At 46.1% G+C, this 18,336-nt stretch carries 10 protein-coding genes and 1 pseudogene; 7 read left to right on the top strand and 4 right to left on the bottom strand.

The genetic code is table 11. The annotated features are described in order from the left end of the window. Positions 1–3: 3 nt before the first annotated feature. The 5 genes from HF312_00730 (at position 4) to HF312_00710 (ending at position 10,312) form a co-directional block, all read left to right on the top strand. Positions 4–2,997, top strand: a complete 2,994-nt coding sequence (locus HF312_00730; protein ID MCU7518705.1) for a hypothetical protein — start codon at positions 4–6, stop codon at positions 2,995–2,997. An 11-nt stretch (positions 2,998–3,008) separates the two neighbouring features. Continuing rightward, positions 3,009–4,016: a PorV/PorQ family protein gene (locus HF312_00725; GenBank protein MCU7518704.1), complete on the top strand. Its 1,008-nt coding sequence runs from the start codon at positions 3,009–3,011 to the stop codon at positions 4,014–4,016. Positions 4,017–4,056: 40 nt separating this feature from the next. Continuing rightward, the gene (locus HF312_00720) at positions 4,057–6,453 is read left to right on the top strand and encodes a glycosyl transferase family 36 (GenBank protein ID MCU7518703.1); all 2,397 of its coding nucleotides are present in this window, start codon (positions 4,057–4,059) and stop codon (positions 6,451–6,453) included. A 29-nt stretch (positions 6,454–6,482) separates the two neighbouring features. Then, a complete protein-coding gene (locus HF312_00715; GenBank protein ID MCU7518702.1) occupies positions 6,483–8,903 on the top strand; it encodes a T9SS type A sorting domain-containing protein in 2,421 nt (806 codons plus the stop codon). A 182-nt stretch (positions 8,904–9,085) separates the two neighbouring features. Then, positions 9,086–10,312, top strand: coding sequence for a glycosyl hydrolase family 88 (locus HF312_00710; GenBank protein MCU7518701.1), 1,227 nt, complete (start codon positions 9,086–9,088; stop codon positions 10,310–10,312). 78 nt (positions 10,313–10,390) lie between these two features. On the opposite strand, the gene HF312_00705 is transcribed toward HF312_00710, so the two are convergent. The 4 genes and pseudogenes from HF312_00705 to HF312_00690 form a co-directional block, all read right to left on the bottom strand. Then, positions 10,391–10,735, bottom strand: coding sequence for a TerB family tellurite resistance protein (locus HF312_00705; protein ID MCU7518700.1), 345 nt, complete (start codon positions 10,733–10,735; stop codon positions 10,391–10,393). Further along, positions 10,719–10,907 carry a hypothetical protein gene (locus HF312_00700; GenBank protein MCU7518699.1) on the bottom strand — a complete coding sequence of 63 codons (189 nt, stop codon included), beginning with the start codon at positions 10,905–10,907 and terminating at the stop codon, positions 10,719–10,721. The genes HF312_00705 and HF312_00700 overlap by 17 nt, the downstream gene beginning before the upstream one ends. 140 nt (positions 10,908–11,047) lie before the next feature. After that, positions 11,048–12,400, bottom strand: coding sequence for a hypothetical protein (locus HF312_00695; protein ID MCU7518698.1), 1,353 nt, complete (start codon positions 12,398–12,400; stop codon positions 11,048–11,050). A 29-nt stretch (positions 12,401–12,429) separates the two neighbouring features. Then, a pseudogene (locus HF312_00690) lies at positions 12,430–14,547 on the bottom strand (copper-translocating P-type ATPase). Positions 14,548–14,869: 322 nt separating this feature from the next. Between HF312_00690 and HF312_00685 the strand changes: the two are divergent. Together HF312_00685 and HF312_00680 are read left to right on the top strand one after the other, a co-directional pair. Continuing rightward, the gene (locus HF312_00685) at positions 14,870–16,978 is read left to right on the top strand and encodes a HAMP domain-containing protein (protein ID MCU7518697.1); all 2,109 of its coding nucleotides are present in this window, start codon (positions 14,870–14,872) and stop codon (positions 16,976–16,978) included. Between the two features lies 1 nt (position 16,979). Beyond that, positions 16,980–18,326 (top strand): sigma-54-dependent Fis family transcriptional regulator, encoded by a 1,347-nt coding sequence (locus tag HF312_00680; protein MCU7518696.1) that lies wholly within the window; start codon positions 16,980–16,982, stop codon positions 18,324–18,326. Positions 18,327–18,336: the final 10 nt, after the last annotated feature.

Genomic DNA, 18,336 nt, shown 5'->3' with positions numbered 1-18,336 from the left:
AAAATGAAGACGAGTAAAGCCTTTTTTATTTTTCTGCTCTTTCTTCCAATTTGTGCCGAAACCATTGCACAAATCCACGTTCCCATGGATATGCGCGGAAACAGGAAATACAGGAAGGAAGGAATTCATAACGGGAACAATGTTGAAACCCTTTTCTATAACTTCGGCGAGGTGGCCTGGTGGGGGCGCCAGCCCTCGGGAGTCTGGCCCAAGGGAAGCGGGCACTCTTATATGGATGGAATTACACCCATTGTTGTGGCTGAAGTTAATAGTGCCGCCGGAACTGCAATACACATTGATGAGGCGGGTTACAGAGAAAATATGGACGTCTCTCCTACAGGAATAGAGCGCGGCTGGCAGCCGCGGCCCGGATACGTAAATACCAACCAGGATGAAATTGCAATGAGCGATAAGCCCAAAACCTGGCCATCCAAATGGGCCGATAAGGATGACTCGTGGGATGGGTACTGGGACGGGTACTTTGGCAAAAGAACCAACGCCGACCAGGAAAGCTGGTTTGTTGTGGATGACCAGGCAGACGACGGGCAGGACTACTACCCCGACTCCACTGACCGCACAAGGCGCGGCCTGGGGCTCAAAATGGGCGTCAGGGGATTCCAGTGGTCCAACCTCCTGGCTCAGGACCTAATCTTCTGGCACTATGAAATTACAAATGAGGGCACCCACAATTACGATAAAATAATTTTCGGGATGTACGTCGACTGCGGCGTCGGCGGGCAGAATGACAGCAACGACGACCTGGCTAACTTTGATACACTGAATAATATCGCCTATAGCTGGGACTATAACGGCATTGGCGACGGGGGCTGGGGACCTACAGGCTACGCCGCCTACGCTTTCCTGGAAAGCCCCGGAAACTCCACCAACGGAATTGATGACGACCACGACGGCATGACGGATGAATCGCGTGAAGACGGAATTGATAATAATAAAAACTGGAACCCGGAGACCGACGACGTAGGCCTGGACGGAATACCCGGAACGGGCGACTTCGGTGAAGGGGACGGAAAACCGACCTCCGGCTGGCAGATGCCGGGATTGGTGCCGGGCGCACCAACAGGACCCGTTAACCGCTACGGCCTTATTGATACAAACGAGCCCGGTGAACCTGATATGGACAAAACCGATAAGGATGAGTCGGATCAGATCGGCCTTACCGCATTCGACGGATTCTATGTCGGCAGCGGCGTCGTCTTTAGAAATGACGACATAATCTGGGAGAGAATGTCTTACCACCATTTTGTTACACAGACCCTCTTCGGCAACGTGGCGTTCTTATTCGGCTCCGGACCCTTTATCTTAAGATCCGGCTCTACAGAAAGATTTTCCCTTTGCCTCGTCTTCGGGCAGGACCTGCCGGCAATTCAAAGAAATAAGAATACCGTGCAGAGCATCTACAACAATAATTATAATTTTGCCCGCCCGCCCGATAAACCGGAGGTTACGGCTGTAGCCGGAAATAAAAAAGTTACACTCTACTGGGATAATAAGGCTGAAAAATCTTACGACTCTTTCCTTAAGAAATATGACTTTGAGGGGTATAAAATCTATAAGAGCACGGACCCGGGTTTCCTGGACGCAAGGGTGATTACTGACGGCTACGGCGACCCGTCCCTTTTTAAGCCCGCGGCACAGTTTGACATTCAAAACGACGTCAAGGGGTTTTTTCCGCTCGACTTCCACGGCATAAAGCTTTATATGGGGGACAATAAGGGGCTGCAGCATTCATGGACGGATAATGACGTAATGAACGGACAGACATACTTTTATGCCGTCGTGTCCTACGATAAGGGGGATGCCTCAATCGGGCTATATCCTTCCGAAGTTACCAAAGTCGTAATCCGCGACCTTGCAGGTAACGTTACCTTGGACAAGAATACCGTTATGGTTACTCCGGGAACACCTGCACTGGGCTATGAGGAGCCGGGCTTAAAAGACACCATTAGCCACACCTCGGGCTTTGCTACGGGAAACGTGTGGACTAAAGTAATAGACCCCTTTATGGTTGAAAATAAAAACTACCTTGTAAGGTTCGACAGCAAGTCACACAAAGACACTATTTCATACTCCGTCTATGTGGTTCAGGACGGGGATTCAGCTCTTATAATTAAGGACTCCCCGTACACACAGGGTGAAGATGCAAACCCTTTGTTTCAGGGCCTCAGGCTTTTTGTTCAGAACGATACCGTGGGATTTTTAGATCAGAGATCGGGCTGGCGGAACAAGGCATCCAACCTGATCATAGTCGGCAAAAAGATACTCCAGGGAAAACCCCCTTCGGAAGGCTTCCCTTCAAGCTATGAATTAAGAGTGGGAGCGCCCGACTCCTCATGGCGCTTCGGCTACAGGGCGGCTACAAATTTCCAGATCTGGGATAAATACACAGGCACAAAAGTAAGATATGAGCTCAGGAAACCCGCGGCCTATAAGTACGGCGAGCTCGAGGCGGGGGACGTTGTAAACGTATGGCAGCAGATAAATAATACATGGAAACAAGTCTGGGAGTTCGACTTTGTTGCCCCTACCGGCGGCGCTTTAGCGGTTAAACCCGACTCTGGCGCCGTTGCAGATCTCATAATCGGAACACCTTTTAAGTCGGGTGACACATATACCTTTACAACCACGGCACAGAAGGTGAGCCAAAGCCTCGCTTCAGCACAGCTTGACAGGATTGCCGTCGTCCCGAACCCTTACGTCGGCGCCGCACGCTGGGAATCTCAGAGACTGACAAATTCAGGACGGGGGGAAAGGAGAATCTACTTTATAAATCTCCCCCAAAGCTGTGAAATCAGAATCTTTACCATTAGCGGGGACCATGTAATTACGCTTTATCACTCTTCTAATGAGTTAAATGGCAAGGAAGGCTGGGATCTGACTTCCAGCGAGGGGCTCGACGTTGCCCCCGGGATCTACATTTTTCACGTCAGTTCACCGGGGCTGCCGGATAAGATAGACAAGTTTGCACTAATTAAGTAAATGAAGTCAAAATGAAAAAGATTTTTGTTATTCTCTTCTTTTTGTGCCTTACCACGCTCATCCGCTCTCAGGTCTTCAGCGGCACAACCTCCGGGCAGTTCCTTAAAATTGAAGCCGGGGCCAGGGCAGTTGCAATGGGAGGTGCATTCGTCTCCCGTGCAAACGACGCCAGCGCCGTCTACTGGAATCCAGGCGGAATCCCCAGGCTTGAGGGAAGTAAAGCTTATTTTACGCATAACTTCTGGCTTGCTGATACAAGACACGACTTTGCCGCCGTAGTAATTAAGCTTAATGATATGCACTCACTTGCCGTAAGCTATACCTCGCTTACAATGGCGGATATGAACGTGAGAACTGAGGTTTTTCCCGAAGGCACCGGTGAACTCTTCAGCGCCTCGGACTATTCTATTGGCCTTAGCTACGGGCTCAACCTTACGGACCGCTTCAGCATAGGCTTTACAGGCAAATATGTCGGAGAGTCCATTTGGCATATGTCTGCCTCCGCATTTGCCCTTGACGTGGGCGTGATTTATATAACTCCCATTGAAGGCCTCCGCATGGGAATGAGCGTCTCAAACATCGGAGGCAAAATGGCATACGACGGAAGCGACAATTTCGTCAACTACGACTTTAATCCCGCCCTTACGGGTAATAACGATAAGATCTTTGCCGAACTTAAAATGGATAGCTGGACGCTTCCCTTGTTCTTTCGTTTCGGCATTTCAATGGACATCTTAAAAGATGAATATAACAGCATAACCCTTAGCGCTGATGCCAACCACCCGAATGATTACGGCGAAAGCATAAATACAGGCTTTGAATATGGCTTCAGGGAAAGGGTATTCTTAAGGGCAGGCTATAAGTCGCTTTTTAAGAAAGAAAGCGAGGAAGGGCTTACAGCAGGAGCGGGGCTTGTCTACTACCTGACGGAACAGATGCCAGTTAAGGTGGATTATGCATACGCAGACTTTGGACGGCTTAAAGCCATTCACCGCTTCTCAGTTGAAATCGGGTTCTGACCCCTTCTGATTTTTTAGCCTTAGATCAATAAGAGGTAAAATGGAAAAAACTCATACTGAAAATCTCTTTGAAACAAAATACGGTATGTTCTCTGCCGCAGGGGATGAATATGTAATTAAATCTCCCAAAACCCCTAAGCCGTGGATAAACGTAATTTCAAACGGGGACTACGGACTTGTAATCTCACAGGCCGGAGGAGGCTTCAGCTTTAAGACCCATTCTGAATTTAACAGAATTACTCGCTGGCACCAGGACCTTATTAAGGATGACTGGGGAAAATACATCTATGTAAAAAACGACCTCACGGGCGAGGTCTTCTCTCCCACGTGGATGCCGGTTAAGGCTGAACCCGGCTTTTTTGAATGCCGCCACGGCCTGGGATACACAACTTTTACTTCTGAATATAAGGGGATCAATGTTACGTTAACAATGTTTATCCCGTTTGGGCAGAATCTTGAGATCTGGGACGTAAAGGTAAAAAATAACTCTGGCAGGAAGGCTGAACTCTCATTTTATAACTATTTTGAGTGGTGCCTGGGCTCTTCAGGGGACTTCCACAGGGAGTTCCACAGGACTTTTATTGGAACCAGGTTCGACAGGAAACTTAACGCAATTGTAGCGGGAAAAAGACTCTGGGATATCCCGCTTGAAAGTCGCGGGCACTGGAACACTGAATACGCCTATAAGGCCTTCTTTTCTTCCAGCAGGACTGCAGAGTCTTTTGAATGCGATAAGGAGATGTTTCTGGGGCAGTACGGCAGCACCCAAATGCCTTTGGAGGTCGCAAATGGCAGCCTTTCTCAGTCCTCAGGCAGCTCATATGACCCCATAGGATCGCTTCATATTAAGGTTTCACTGGGCACTGGCGACTCTGAAAGATTTCAGTACTTCCTGGGACTCTCAGAAGAAGAAAAAGAAATTAAAAATATTCTGGAGAAATATAATACTGACAAAAGTATAGATGAAGCTTTTAGTGACGTAAAAAAGACCTGGAAAGGTATGCTCTCTCCGCTTGAAATCAATACACCTGACTATGCGATGAACCTCATGACTAATACTTGGCTTCCTTATCAGGCAATATCCGGAAGACTCTGGGCCAGGACAGCTTATTACCAGCAGAGCGGCGCCTTTGGCTTCAGGGATCAGCTCCAGGACAGCCTGGTTTTTCTTCCCCTTAAGGCTGAAATGACACTAAACCAGATCTGTTACCACGCGCGCCACCAGAAACCTGACGGCACAGTGCTTCACTGGTGGCACCCAATTACGGATACAGGCCTCGAGACAATTATGACAGACGACCTCCTGTGGCTCCCGTTTTTAATCATAAGTTACATAAATGAAACAGGCGATTATTCAATTCTGAAAATAAAAGAGCCTTTCTACGGCGGGGAAAAAAATCCCCGAAGCCTGCTTGAACATTCGATGAGGGCAATAGACAGGGTCCTGGAAAGAATGAGCAGAAGAGGGCTTCCTTTAATCGGCGCAGGGGACTGGAACGATGGCCTTAGCGCCGTGGGCCTCGACTGGAAAGGTGAATCCATCTGGCTTGCAGAGTTTCTTTATTATGTACTTACCAGGTTTTCCTCTCTTCTTAAAAACTTCGGGAAGAAGAAAAAAAGTGAGGAGTATGAAAAAAGCGCAATCAGGCTAAGGAAAGCATTTGAAAAATATGCCTGGGACGGGGAGTGGTTTTTCAGGGCGACAAAAGATTCATTGGAGAAAATTGGAAGCAGGGAGAACAGTGAGGGGAAAATTTACCTTAATGCACAGTCGTGGGCTGTTATTTCTGGTATAACAACTAAAGAAAGAATGACTTTGGCAATGGACGCTGTGGAAAAATATCTTATGAAAGATTTTGGACCCCTTCTTTTATTCCCGGCTTATTCCAAGCCCGACAAGTTTATAGGATACTTATCGCGCTACGCACAGGGTAAAAGGGAAAATGGCGGGGTCTATATGCACGCTGCCGCCTGGTCAATCCGGGCCTTAAGCCTTTTGGGACGCAATGGTAAAGCCTATGAGGTCTTTAGACGCATATGCCCGATCTTTAACGCCCTGGAGCCTGAGCGCTACCAGTCTGAACCGTACGTAACTCCCGGAAATATTGACGGCCCTGAGTCTGCTTTTTACGGAAGAGGGGGCTGGACGTGGTATACCGGTTCTGCGGCATGGCTCCAGAAGGTGATTGTGGAAAATATACTGGGCATTAAAGCCACCGAAGAGGGACTTGTAATTTCTCCATGCATACCGGAGGAATGGGACGGCTTTTCCATCAGGCGCACATTCCGCGGCACAGTTTACCATATTAAGGTCATGAACCCCCTCCACACATCAGGAGGAGTAAAATCTGTCTGCATTGACGGCAGGCCTTATGAGAGGAACATAATCCTGCCGCAGAAAAATAAAGAGGTTAAGGTGGAAGTAACTCTGGGTTAGAAACAACATTCATAACATAAAGGCTTTATATGCACAAGCTATTTACAATTATTATTTTATTTTCCGGGCTTTGCGCTAATGTATTTGCACAGGACTATATATTCTTCAGCGACAGCCCCGACAAGGTGTTTTATGACTGGAGCTGGGGCTTTGCCTCAGGCCCCAGTAGCGTGGAAAGAGTTGGTGAGAAGTTCCCCGTCGATACTGCACACCACTACCAGGGAACAAACAGCCTTCGCCTTCACTGGAAGTCCAGCACGGGAGGGGACTGGGGAATTGCTGTAGCCCAGATGGGTACCCCCTGGCCCGTCCATGACGTAACAAAAATGGACTCCCTTGCTTTATGGGTTTATGCACAGGATTCCGTTAAAAAGACGGACCTGCCGCTTCTTTACCTTGAGGACAATACAAACAAAAAGTCAAGCCGCGTTATGCTTTCCGAAGTTGGTATTGACCTTCCGGCAGGGAAGTGGACAAAGCTTCATGTCCCATTGTCGCTTTTTACCCCGGGAAGCCAGGGCGCGGACCTCACAATAATTAAAACAATTTTCTTCGGACAGGATAAGGCCGACGGGGTGGAGCACTTCTTATTTCTGGATGATATAAGAATGTCTTCTTCTGGACCATCCAACGATTCAATACCGCCAGCAGTGCCTTCGGGCATTAAAGCCAAAGGGTTCGACAGCCATATAGATATCCTTTGGTCCGCAAATTCTGAAGGAGACCTCGCGGGATATAACGTCTATAAGCAGGAAGGAACAGTATTTAAGCTTATTGCCGCAACAGGCAAAGATGACCACGTGTATACCGACTTCGTGGGATCACAGGGCCTGACAGGTACATATAAGGTTTCTGCCGTTGACGCAAAGGGGAATGAGTCCGGCCTGTCGCAGGAGGCCTCAGCATCAACAAAGGCGCTCACAGACGACGAAATGCTCTCAATGCTTGAGGAAGCCACATTCCGCTACTTCTGGGACTATGCCAACCCCTCAAGCGGAATGGCAAGAGAGCGTACGGGCTCGGGCAATACCGTAACCTCAGGGGGTAGCGGAATGGGTATTATGTCCATACCCGTAGGAATTGAACGCGGCTTTATTACGCGTGAAGAAGGTATAAACAGGATGATCAAGATACTGAATTTCCTTACCACTGCCGACAAATTCCACGGCGCGTTCCCTCACTGGATGGACGGCTCGACGGGTAAGGTGATCCCTTTTAGCCAGTACGACAACGGAGGCGACCTGGTTGAAACCGCATACCTGATGCAGGGTCTCCTGACGGCAAGGCAGTATTTTAATAAAGCCACTACGGGAGAAAATATTGTAAGGGTTCTCTCTACAGCCCTCTGGGAACAGGTGGAGTGGAACTGGTACCTTAAGGACTCTTCAGGCACAGTTCTTTACTGGCACTGGTCGCCTGACTACAAATGGCAGATAAATATGCCGATCAGGGGTTGGAATGAAACCATGATTACTTATCTTCTGGCCATCGCCTCGCCCACACACCCGATACCCGCAGGTGATTACGAAAATGGCTGGGCTAACAGCAGCAGCTACAAAAACGGGAAGTCGTTCTACGGGTATCCTTTATATGTCGGAGCAGATTACTTCGGTCCATTGTTCTTTGCGCACTATTCATTCCTTGGATTTGACCCGAGAGGCAAAAAGGACAAGTATGCAAATTATTTCATCAATAACAGGAATGCCACTTTAATTAACAGGGCATACTGTATTGAAAACCCGAAGAAGTTTGCAGGGTATAACGACGTTACCTGGGGGCTTACGGCAAGCGATGACCCTGAAACCGGTTATGCTGCCCATGAGCCGGTTAAAGTCGACAACGGGACGATTGCCCCCACGGCGGCACTCTCATCAATGCCTTATACACCTAATGAATCCATTGCAGCATTTAAGAACTTTTACCATACCTACGGAGCAAAGCTCTACGGCCCCTACGGCTTCAAGGATGCCTTTAACGTCCAGAAAGACTGGTTCGACAACAATTACCTCGCAATCGATGAAGGCCCCATTATAATTATGGTGGAAAACTTCAGATCGGGACTCCTCTGGAAGAACTTTATGGCAAACAGCGAAATTGCTCCCATGCTGGAAAAAATAGGATTTGTTGCTGACACAACTACCTCCGGAATAAAAGATGAATATGCCAAGTCCATGACATTTGAGTTAAGAGGGAGCTATCCTAATCCATTTAACTCCTCAGCCAGAATTGAATTTATTCTTCCTGAACGCCAGAAAGTGGACATAACGGTTTTTGACGTGCTGGGCAGGAAGGTAAAAACACTTATAAATGATATGATGGAAAAAGGGAAGAACTTCATTTTCTGGAATGGTGAAAACGGCAGGAAAGAAACCGTAAGTTCGGGAATTTATATTTATATAATACGCACCGCCGGCATGCAACTCTCAGGTAAGATGATGCTTCAGAAATAAAACGCACCTGATCAATAGTCGCATACCTCCTCAGGAGTGGCTATAATTTATTTCATTCAGATGCCGCGGTCAGCGGCATCATATCGATAGCCACCGGGCACAGTGGGAAATTAGCAAATGTGCCCCCAAGAATATATATTTGTACCGTCATCTATTATTCACATTTACCGGAAGGTGTTTCATTGAAAGTAAGAATTTTCCTGTTCCTCTTTCTTTCTTTATTGATTTTTTACGCGCAGCTCCAGGCACGTGTAGCTGTCTTTTCTGCTGCAATTGAGCTCAGGCAGCCAAATGACAGCCTCCCTGAAAAGGGTACAAAGAAAAAGTGGCCGGTAAGAATTGCTGAATCCTTTATCAACCGCCACGCTGCAAGTGAGATTTATGACAGCCTTTATTGCGGTAAATGGACTTATGAGCAGGGAATGATGCTTGAAGCCCTGCACCAGATGTGGCTTTTTAATCATGATGCGAAATATCTTACCTATATTAAAACCAATGTCGATATGTTTATCGGCGGCGACGGATCGATAAGGACTTATAATTATGAAGACTTTAACCTCGAAAACATAAATACCGGAAGACAGCTCCTGTTTCTTTATTCTCTGAATAAAAATAAGAAATACAAAGCCGCTGCAGATACACTGATGAAACAGCTGAAAAATCAGCCAAGAACGAAAAGCGGCTTTTTCTCTGATAAGAAAAATTGCCCCTCTAAGTTATCTCTCGAAGGGCTCTATATGTATAAGCCTTTCTACGCACAGTATTCCAGGATGTTCAGACAAAATAAAAATTTTAACGATATTGCCAGACAGTTCATACTGATAAAAGAAAAAACACTTGATACCAAAACCGGGCTTTTACAAAATGCTTGGGATGAAAACCTTCAGACGGGAGGGGCTGACACAATAACCGCGAAAGCTCCTGGCTTCTCAGCCCGGGCAATGGGATCTTACGCCATGGCGCTTATAGATGTGCTGGACTATTTCCCGAAGAATCACCCCAAGCGCAAAGAACTTGTTAAAATCCTTAGAGAGCTATCAGAAGCTCTCCTGAAAGCAAGGGATGAAAACTCCCTCTGGTACGAAGCAGTCGGTCAGGGTGTACAAAATGACAGCTATCTTGAAGCCTCCTCAAACTATATGATTGCCTATGCTTTTGCAAAGGGAGCTAATAAGGAGTACCTGGAGAGGAAATACCTGAAATTTGCAAAGGAAACTTTCATTGGCGTAGCAGGTAAATTTGCATCAGTGGACGAAATGGGCCGCATAGATTTTCATAAAGCCGGCGGTGGAACTGCGCTTAAAGAACTGGGTACTTTTCTCCTTGCAGCAATTGAACTTGAAAAAGCTGAAATGCTAAGAAAAGAAGATGACCTCTTTCCGGTAAAAAGCAAAATTACTAAATTCTAAAACTGAAAGGCCCGTAAAGTTATTTGTGACTTCTAGGACCTTAACATAAATTATTCAGGAAGATATTTCCTGCAAATATTAACTGTCTTCCATAAATTCTACATGAAGTATGTTGTTGTTGATTGCTACAACATTGATCCAGGATGCCTCCTTAAAATTAAGCTGATTGTCCACCATCGCAAGACGGTAGCAGTCCTGTAGAAATTTTTCCGCAGTGTTCGGATTACTGAAAACAGGGATAGTCTGATCCAGGTACTCATTGTTTAAGACACCCTCAATTGATTCTGCGCAGTACCTTCTCTCAAAACCAAGCTTTTTGCCGATGTCCATGATAAATCTTCTTTCACTTTCTGTAATGTCACGGTCGACCGCCGCCAGGATTATCAAGCCTCTTAAGTAGTTGCTTTCATCCTGAGTAAACATAAAACCTCCTTGTAAATATTAGAACTTCCGGAGCCCATCCCTGGGGAATTTTACAAAAATGTTGTTTTCTTCCGGATGGAGCTGTGCCGGATTGGAGATTGAATCCTGTTCCTGAATTTTGACCTGAAAAAAGAGGAGCCTTTATAACAGCCTTAAGCGGTATATTTGTCATTTCTCCACGAGAGAAATTGTTTTTAGTTCTGCCTGTAATATTAATAAATATTACATAAAATAACACACAAAAGAAATGCACTTTAGTGACGTGCATCTCATGCTTTAAGAAATTCTCAAATTTATCTTTACCTTCCCTCTTTACATGCTCATTAGGCCCGGTGCTATCCTGAAGTAGACTTCTACAGAAAAGGGATTTTTGCCATAGAGATACTCAAGTGCCCCCGAAGTTGTAAAGAGGCTCGCCTGAAGGCCAAGCCTCAGACTGCTGCCTGCAAAATGCAGCAGGGAATAGTTGCCCCCGATTGTTACTGCGTTTATAGGGAATATCCTCATATGCTCAAAGTCATGAAGGTCCAGCTCTTCAGCCGATTTCTCAATCCATTCATATCTTCCGTATATTGCAAAGCTCATAAAGTCCAGATCCGATTCCAGCGTTACCGAATGCTCTTTGTCTTCGCTTCCCAGGTAATTATAGCCCCAGATTACGGCGGAGCTGAGGAACTGTCCCCCTGATAGTTTCATGCTGTGCAGAACCGAAGCCGTTGCTCTGTGAATGTTTTCTTCCGGGTGCAGGCTCTCGGGACTTTTAATGAATGCGTATGAAGTCTGCAAGGAGAATTCATACGTGGGGTTTAGGGAGATTCTCCCTGAATATGAATCGAACTTAGGCTTATCAAAGTTGTACCTGTTTTCATTGGGCTCACGCCCGGTAAAGGATGAGGCTTCTATCTTAAAATTATAAAGCCTGAGGCCGAGCGTTGCCGTGCCGAATGTTATGTGTGTCGCATCCTGCCAGTGGTGGCCAATAGGGGAGTCGGGATTGTCCTGTGCAGACGGGCGGTGCATAAAGGCAACAGGACCTATTGCAGGCTCCCCGGGATAACCAACGTATGCGCTAAGAGCAAAGTTACGGCTGAAGCTGTACGTGTATTCAGCCGCAAGCTCGCTGAAAAGGTCATGCGGGTGCTGCCTGTCCACTAAGGGCCTGCCCTCATAAGTCTCCCCGGACTGGAATAAAAGCGGATATCCGCTACCTCCAACAAAAAGGGGATCTAAAGACATCATTAAGGAAAGCTTAAGCCTGCTTTCTTTGTTCAGGCCCTTTTCTGCCATTACCATAAACCAGTCCGGGGCGTCAAACTTTGAAGCTCCGCGGCCGCCTTTTTTTGTCACGTCCTGAGAGTTGTACCTTAAGAAAAAATTGCCGTGGAACATTAACATCCAGCTTCCCGGACTTGTCAAATATCCGTACATGGGAGAGGACTTGGGAAGCCAGCTTGTGCCTGAGCCTGCAAGGAAAGGCTCAGCGCTTTTTCCCATAGAGCCCATTTTGTGCATATCCATATTCATTTTGTTGCCCATCTGCATAACCGTATCTTTCCCCATCTGCATAGTGGTGTCTTTCTCCATGTGGTGCATATGTTCCTGCGGCATAATAAAGGTAAAAGGCAGCAGCAGCAGCACCATGGCAAAAGACCTCAATTCTCTCATCTCCTCCTCACCAATGGATTTATATCCTATCAGTAGCTCTTATTAATTTTTAACAGCCTTGCGTTAATTGCTACAATTACGGTGCTGGCCGACATCAATACTGCGCCAAGCGCCGGGCTTAATAAAATCCCCATTTTGTAAAGCACCCCTGCTGCAAGTGGAATTGCAACGATATTGTATCCCGCTGCCCACCAGAGGTTTTGTATCATTTTTTTATAAGTTGACCTCGAGAGCTCAATTACTGCTGCAACATCATTCGGGTTATTTTTAATAAGAATTACGTCTGCTGTTTCAACTGCCACGTCGCTTCCGGCCCCGATTGCAATTCCCACGTCTGCCTGTGCAAGCGCAGGGGCGTCATTGACTCCGTCACCCGTCATGGCCACTGTATACCCCTCTTTCTGTATTTCCTTTATCTTTCCGGACTTCTGATCTGGAAGAACCTCAGCAATGAAACTATCAAGCCCCAGTTCATCTGAAACAAACTTTGCCGTCTGAGCGTTGTCTCCTGTCAGCATGTAGGATTTTACTCCCATCGACCTGAGTTTCCCAATAGCTTCTTTGGATTCACTCCTTATCCTGTCGCCAAGTGCAATTGCCCCTATAAGATCATTGTCAATAAGAACAAATACTACGGTTTTCCCCTGTGACTGCAGCTTCTCTATTTTACCTTCATCATATGCTATTTTTTCCTCGCTTAGATACCCCGGGCTTACGACTCTGACACTTTTGCCTTCAATAGTTCCTTCAATCCCTTTTCCTGTAATGGAGTTGAAGTCCTGCACTTTGTAAGTCTCTTTGGCAGATTCAGCAATCCCTTTTGCAATCGGGTGCTGGGAGTTTGCTTCAACAGAAGCTGCATATTTCAAGATCTCATCATCCCTGAAACTATTTGAAAAATTAACTACGTCTGTTACGCCGAAATTCCCTTCGGTCAGCGTGCCCGTTTTATCAAAAACTATGGCTGTAATTTTCCGGGCACTTTCGAAGGCGGTCCTGTCCCTTATCAGAAAACCGTTACCTGCGGCAATGCTTGTAGAAACTGCAACTACCAGCGGTACGGCAAGTCCCAGCGCGTGAGGACATGCAATTACCATAACCGTAACCGTCCTTTCCAGTGCAAAGGCGGTGTCGTAGGATGCAAGAAAATTCCAGAGGAAGAAGGTAATTACTCCTCCCAATATTGCTGCGACTGTCAAAATGAAAGCCGCCCGGTCGGCCAGGTTCTGAGTCCTCGACTTACTCTGCTGGGCCTCCTGTACAAGCTCTATTACCTGCGAAAGGAAGGAGTCTTTTCCCATCCTTTTTATCTTTACGGTCACAGAACCCTCGCCGTTTATGGAGCCTCCAATAACTTCACCCCCGGCCTCTTTTGAAACAGGCCTGGCCTCACCCGTAAGCATCGACTCATTTATGAATGTCTTGCCCTCAATTATGTCCCCATCGGCTGGAACTTTCTCACCCGGCTTAATTAAAATTTTATCGTTAACCTTAAGCTCTTCCAGCTCAACATCCTTAAGCGTGCCGTCATCCATTACTTTATGGGCCTCTGAAGGCAATAGCTTTGCAAGTTCTTCGAGAGCACGTGAGGCGCTCATGACAGACCGCATTTCAATCCAGTGCCCCACAAGCATAATGTCTATTAATGTCGCCAGCTCCCAGAAGAATACTTCGCCTCTGAGGCCGAAGGCAACGACGCTGCTGTAAACATAAGCCGTCGTAATTGCTACAGCAATTTAAGTCATCATGCCGGGCATTCTCTTAATCCGGAGCTCCTCATATATCCCTTTTAAGAAGGGGAAGCCCCCGTAGAAGTAAATTACGCTTGAAAGGACAAATAATAAGTAAATATCCCCGCTGAACCTAATGGAGTTGTCCAGGCCCAGAAAATGCTGAATCATAGGTGAAAGAACCAGTACGGGAATGGTAATAACTAAAGAAATCCAGAACCTCCGCTTAAAGTCTTCAATCATCCCTTCATGCCCGGCATGTCCATTATGCCCTTTGTGCTCTTCGGCATGAGAAGCATGCTCCATTTCCATCCGGGAATGCTCTTTTACTTCACTTACATGATCCATATGGTGGTGGCCGTGCCCGTTATGACTTTCGTGTGTGTACTTTGTATGCTTGTCGTGTGAGTGATCCATAATCCCTGTTCTTTTAATTAAAATCTAAGCTGCATATTTACCGGCTGAAGCACCGGTTTTCTTAAGAAGCCCCCCATAAGAGGTGGCTGATAACGTAATAATATCCGGTTGGCCCCCTTTAGCAAGGCAAAAAATCAGCATAGAAGCTGGATAAAAGCGGAATCCGGGAATTAAAAAAGTGGATTTTCTGTTATTCCTTCTGAATGATGCGGCATAATAAAGAGCGGAATAAAATTGAACAAAAGTTTACTTTTAATTATATATTGGACTATAATTTTATACATTAACAGGAATATCCTTCTTACCTTCATTAAAGAGTAATATGAAACCCGACATAACAGACCTTATTTTTTTAATATCCACTGTGCTTGGCGCTATAGGGCTTAGTGTAATTATATATTCCAGGGAGAAGGGGAACAATAGCAGCAGGCTTTTCCTTCTGACGCTGGTGCTTGTGGTGGGTTATATTATCTCCCACGGAATCCATTTCCTTATTATGACCATGGGGGACGTGACTATCCTGGATAAGTCGTGCCATTCCTTCCTTCTTCTTATCAACATGAGCCTGACATTTTTTGCCTGGAACTTCCCAAGGGAGAGGAAAATAAGCCTTGTAAAGGCATCCGTTATCCTCATCCCCTCGGTAATAGTCCTGGCGATGCTCTGGGGAGGATATCTTGTAAAACAGTCGCATGCGCATCACAATCACTTCCAGCCCCAGTTTACGGCTTTATACCCGGTTTTTATAGCCTGGTACCTGTTCCTCCTGGCATTCTCGGCCATCATTCTTATAAGAAGGTATAAAAAGGAGCCTTCCAGACAGATAAAAATGCAGATTATAACCTTCCTCTTAGGACTTACCATTACAAACCTCACATCGTTTGTTTTCGGTATGTTAATTCCCTGGACGGTAGGTTTTTATTACCTCGTTGAGGCCAGCCCGCTGGCATTCCTGGTTGGAGTAATCATGTTTACTGCCGTTGCCGTAGGGAAATTCAACATGTTTCCCAAGGCTTTGGACCGTGTGCGTGAATTCTCCATTAACAGGAAAGTCATGCTTATAGCCCTCATCCTTGTGCCCATAATTATCATGCTGATCCAGGTGCCTCTTGGGCGCGCCGTAATGGGAATCAGCAATGAGGAATGGCTTAACTATTTTTCCTTAAGCGTTATGGGCGGACTGATTGTAAGCATCAGCATGGCAATCCTCATAAATATTGTAATTTCATACCCCTTAAAAGAGCTTAAAAACAAGGCCCTTGAGATCAAGCAGGGTGATTTTAATACTAAAGTCTCCATTAACTCAAACGATGAGCTTGGAGAGGTGGCAGAGGCATTTAATGAAATGGCGCAGACTCTGCACCAGAATTCAGAGGAGCTGAAAAGTAAGGAACAAAGAATTACACTCCTTCTTAATGCATTCGAAAAGTCCCAGGCTTCAATTGCCGTCGTGGATAAGGATGCAAAAATCCTTGAAGCTAATAAAACATTTTTCAGGCTTTTGGGTAAAGAACCCTCTGAGGTCTTGAATCAGAATATTTTATCCCTGCAGTTCAGTAATTGTAAAAGTGACGGTCTCGCAGGTGTCACCTCCGCACTTAAAAGCAGGGGAAATTATGAATGTGAAATTGAATATACCGATCCCTCAGGCCTGAGAAAGGATATCCTTGTAACTATTTCGCCTGTCGATTTTGATGATGTTAAGTACGCAGGCCATATGTTTGTGGAAGTTGACATAACAGAAAGAAAATTGCTTGAAAATAAGCTCCTTCAGGCAGAAAAGCTGGCTGCATTGGGCAAGATGTCTGCCATTCTGGCCCATGAGATCAAAACCCCGCTTACATCAATTAAAATGAATGCCGATATCCTCTCGGAAAGCCTTAAGCTGAGTGAAGAGGATGAGGATTCCTTCGGGATAATTCAAAAAGAAATTAAAAGGCTTAATAATCTTGTTAAAGAGGTCCTTCAGCTCTCACGCCAGCCTGAGCTTAACTGCTCAATGCTCGATATCCGGGAGCTCGTTGAAGACGTTAAAAAACAGTTCCAGGCAAGACTGGATGAAAGAAATATAAGCGTCATAATTGACGTCCAGCCCTGCCAGATCAGTGCCGACAAAGAAAAGCTGCGGCAGGTGTTTATAAACTTAATTGAAAATTCACTGGAAGCCATGGCTTCCGGCGGGGAGATCTTGATTTCTTCAAGACCCTCTGACCGCTTTCTCCGCATTCACGTTAAGGATACAGGCAGCGGAATCGCCTCGCCTGAAAAGGTGTTCGACCCCTTTGTGACAACAAAGGCTTCAGGTACGGGACTTGGACTTTCTATCTCCCAGAAAATTATTGAACAGCATGGCGGACAGATCAGCCTCCTTAATGCTAACAGTGGAGAGACAACATTTGAAATTTTACTACCCATGAGGGATAACAACTAATATGGAAAGAATTCTGGTAATTGATGACGACGAATCTATAAGGAAAACTATAACAAATTACCTTAAAAAACAGGGCTATGAGGCTATTTCAGCCCCCGACGGCACTTCAGGCGTCGAAATGGCTGAAAAAGAACAGATCGACCTCGTAATATCTGATATCAGAATGCCGGGCTTAAACGGCCTTGAAGTTCTGGATAAGGTCAAGGCAATGGACGACCAGGTGCAGGTGATCTTAATTACGGCTCACGACGACATGCAGTCCACGGTTCTTGCGATGCAGAAAGGGGCATATGACTATATCGAAAAACCCCTCGAAATTGAACGCCTTAAAGTAGCCGTCAAAAGGGCTCTTGAAAATAAAAAGTTAAGCGAACAGCTCTCAAGCTTCCTTACAATTGAATCCTCTGAGTATAACCTCGAAAACAATATAGTGGGCAAAACTCCCGAAATGAAGGAGGTATATAAGAAGATCGGGCAGGTTTCCTCCAGCAAGGTTACCGTCTTAATCAGCGGCGAAAGCGGCACGGGAAAAGAGCTTGTAGCCAGAAGCATTCATTATATGGGAATTACAAAAAATTATCCCTTTGTTGCGGTAAACTGCACCGCACTTTCTGAGTCGCTCCTTGAAAGCGAGCTCTTCGGGCACGTAAAGGGCTCTTTTACAGGAGCCATGAGGGATAAAAAAGGGAAGTTTGAGCTTGCAGGCGAAGGTACCATCTTCCTGGACGAAATCTCCGAGGTCTCACCCCAGCTTCAGGTGAAGCTCTTAAGGGTGCTTCAGGCAAGGGAGTTCGAGAGGGTTGGAGGCGAGGCGTCCATCCCGATGAAAGCCCGCATTATTGCCGCTACCAATAAAGATCTTACCGCGCTTGTAAATGAAGGTAAGTTCCGGGAGGACCTCTATTACCGTCTTAAAGTAGTTGATATTGAAATACCGCCTCTTAGAAAAAGGGTCGACGATATACCTCTTCTTGTAAATCATTTCCTGGGAAAGATCAATGCCGAGCTTCATAAAAATGTAAACAAGGTGACTGAAGAGGTCATGGAAACATTGAGGAGCCACGAGTGGACTGGCAACGTCCGCGAGCTTGAAAATACACTCATGCAGGCTGTAGTTTTAACGCAGGGAGACGTCCTTTTAAGGGAAAATGTGCTCATCGGAAAATCCGACTCCGCTCCCCAGAACGGCTATAGCGATAATTTAAGTCTCTCTGAAGTGGAAAAAATACACATAAAACGCGTCTTAAACGCCAATAATTGGAACAAACAGCGCACGGCTGAAATCCTCCAGATCTCCGTTCCCACACTCTACTCCAAAATAGACCAATACAAGATTATAAGGGACTAAGCTGCATACT

The sequence above is a fragment of the Ignavibacteria bacterium genome (genome assembly GCA_025612375.1).
GTDB lineage: Bacteria > Bacteroidota > Ignavibacteria > Ignavibacteriales > SURF-24 > JAAXKN01.
This window is presented reverse-complemented; position numbering and strand designations above follow the sequence as displayed.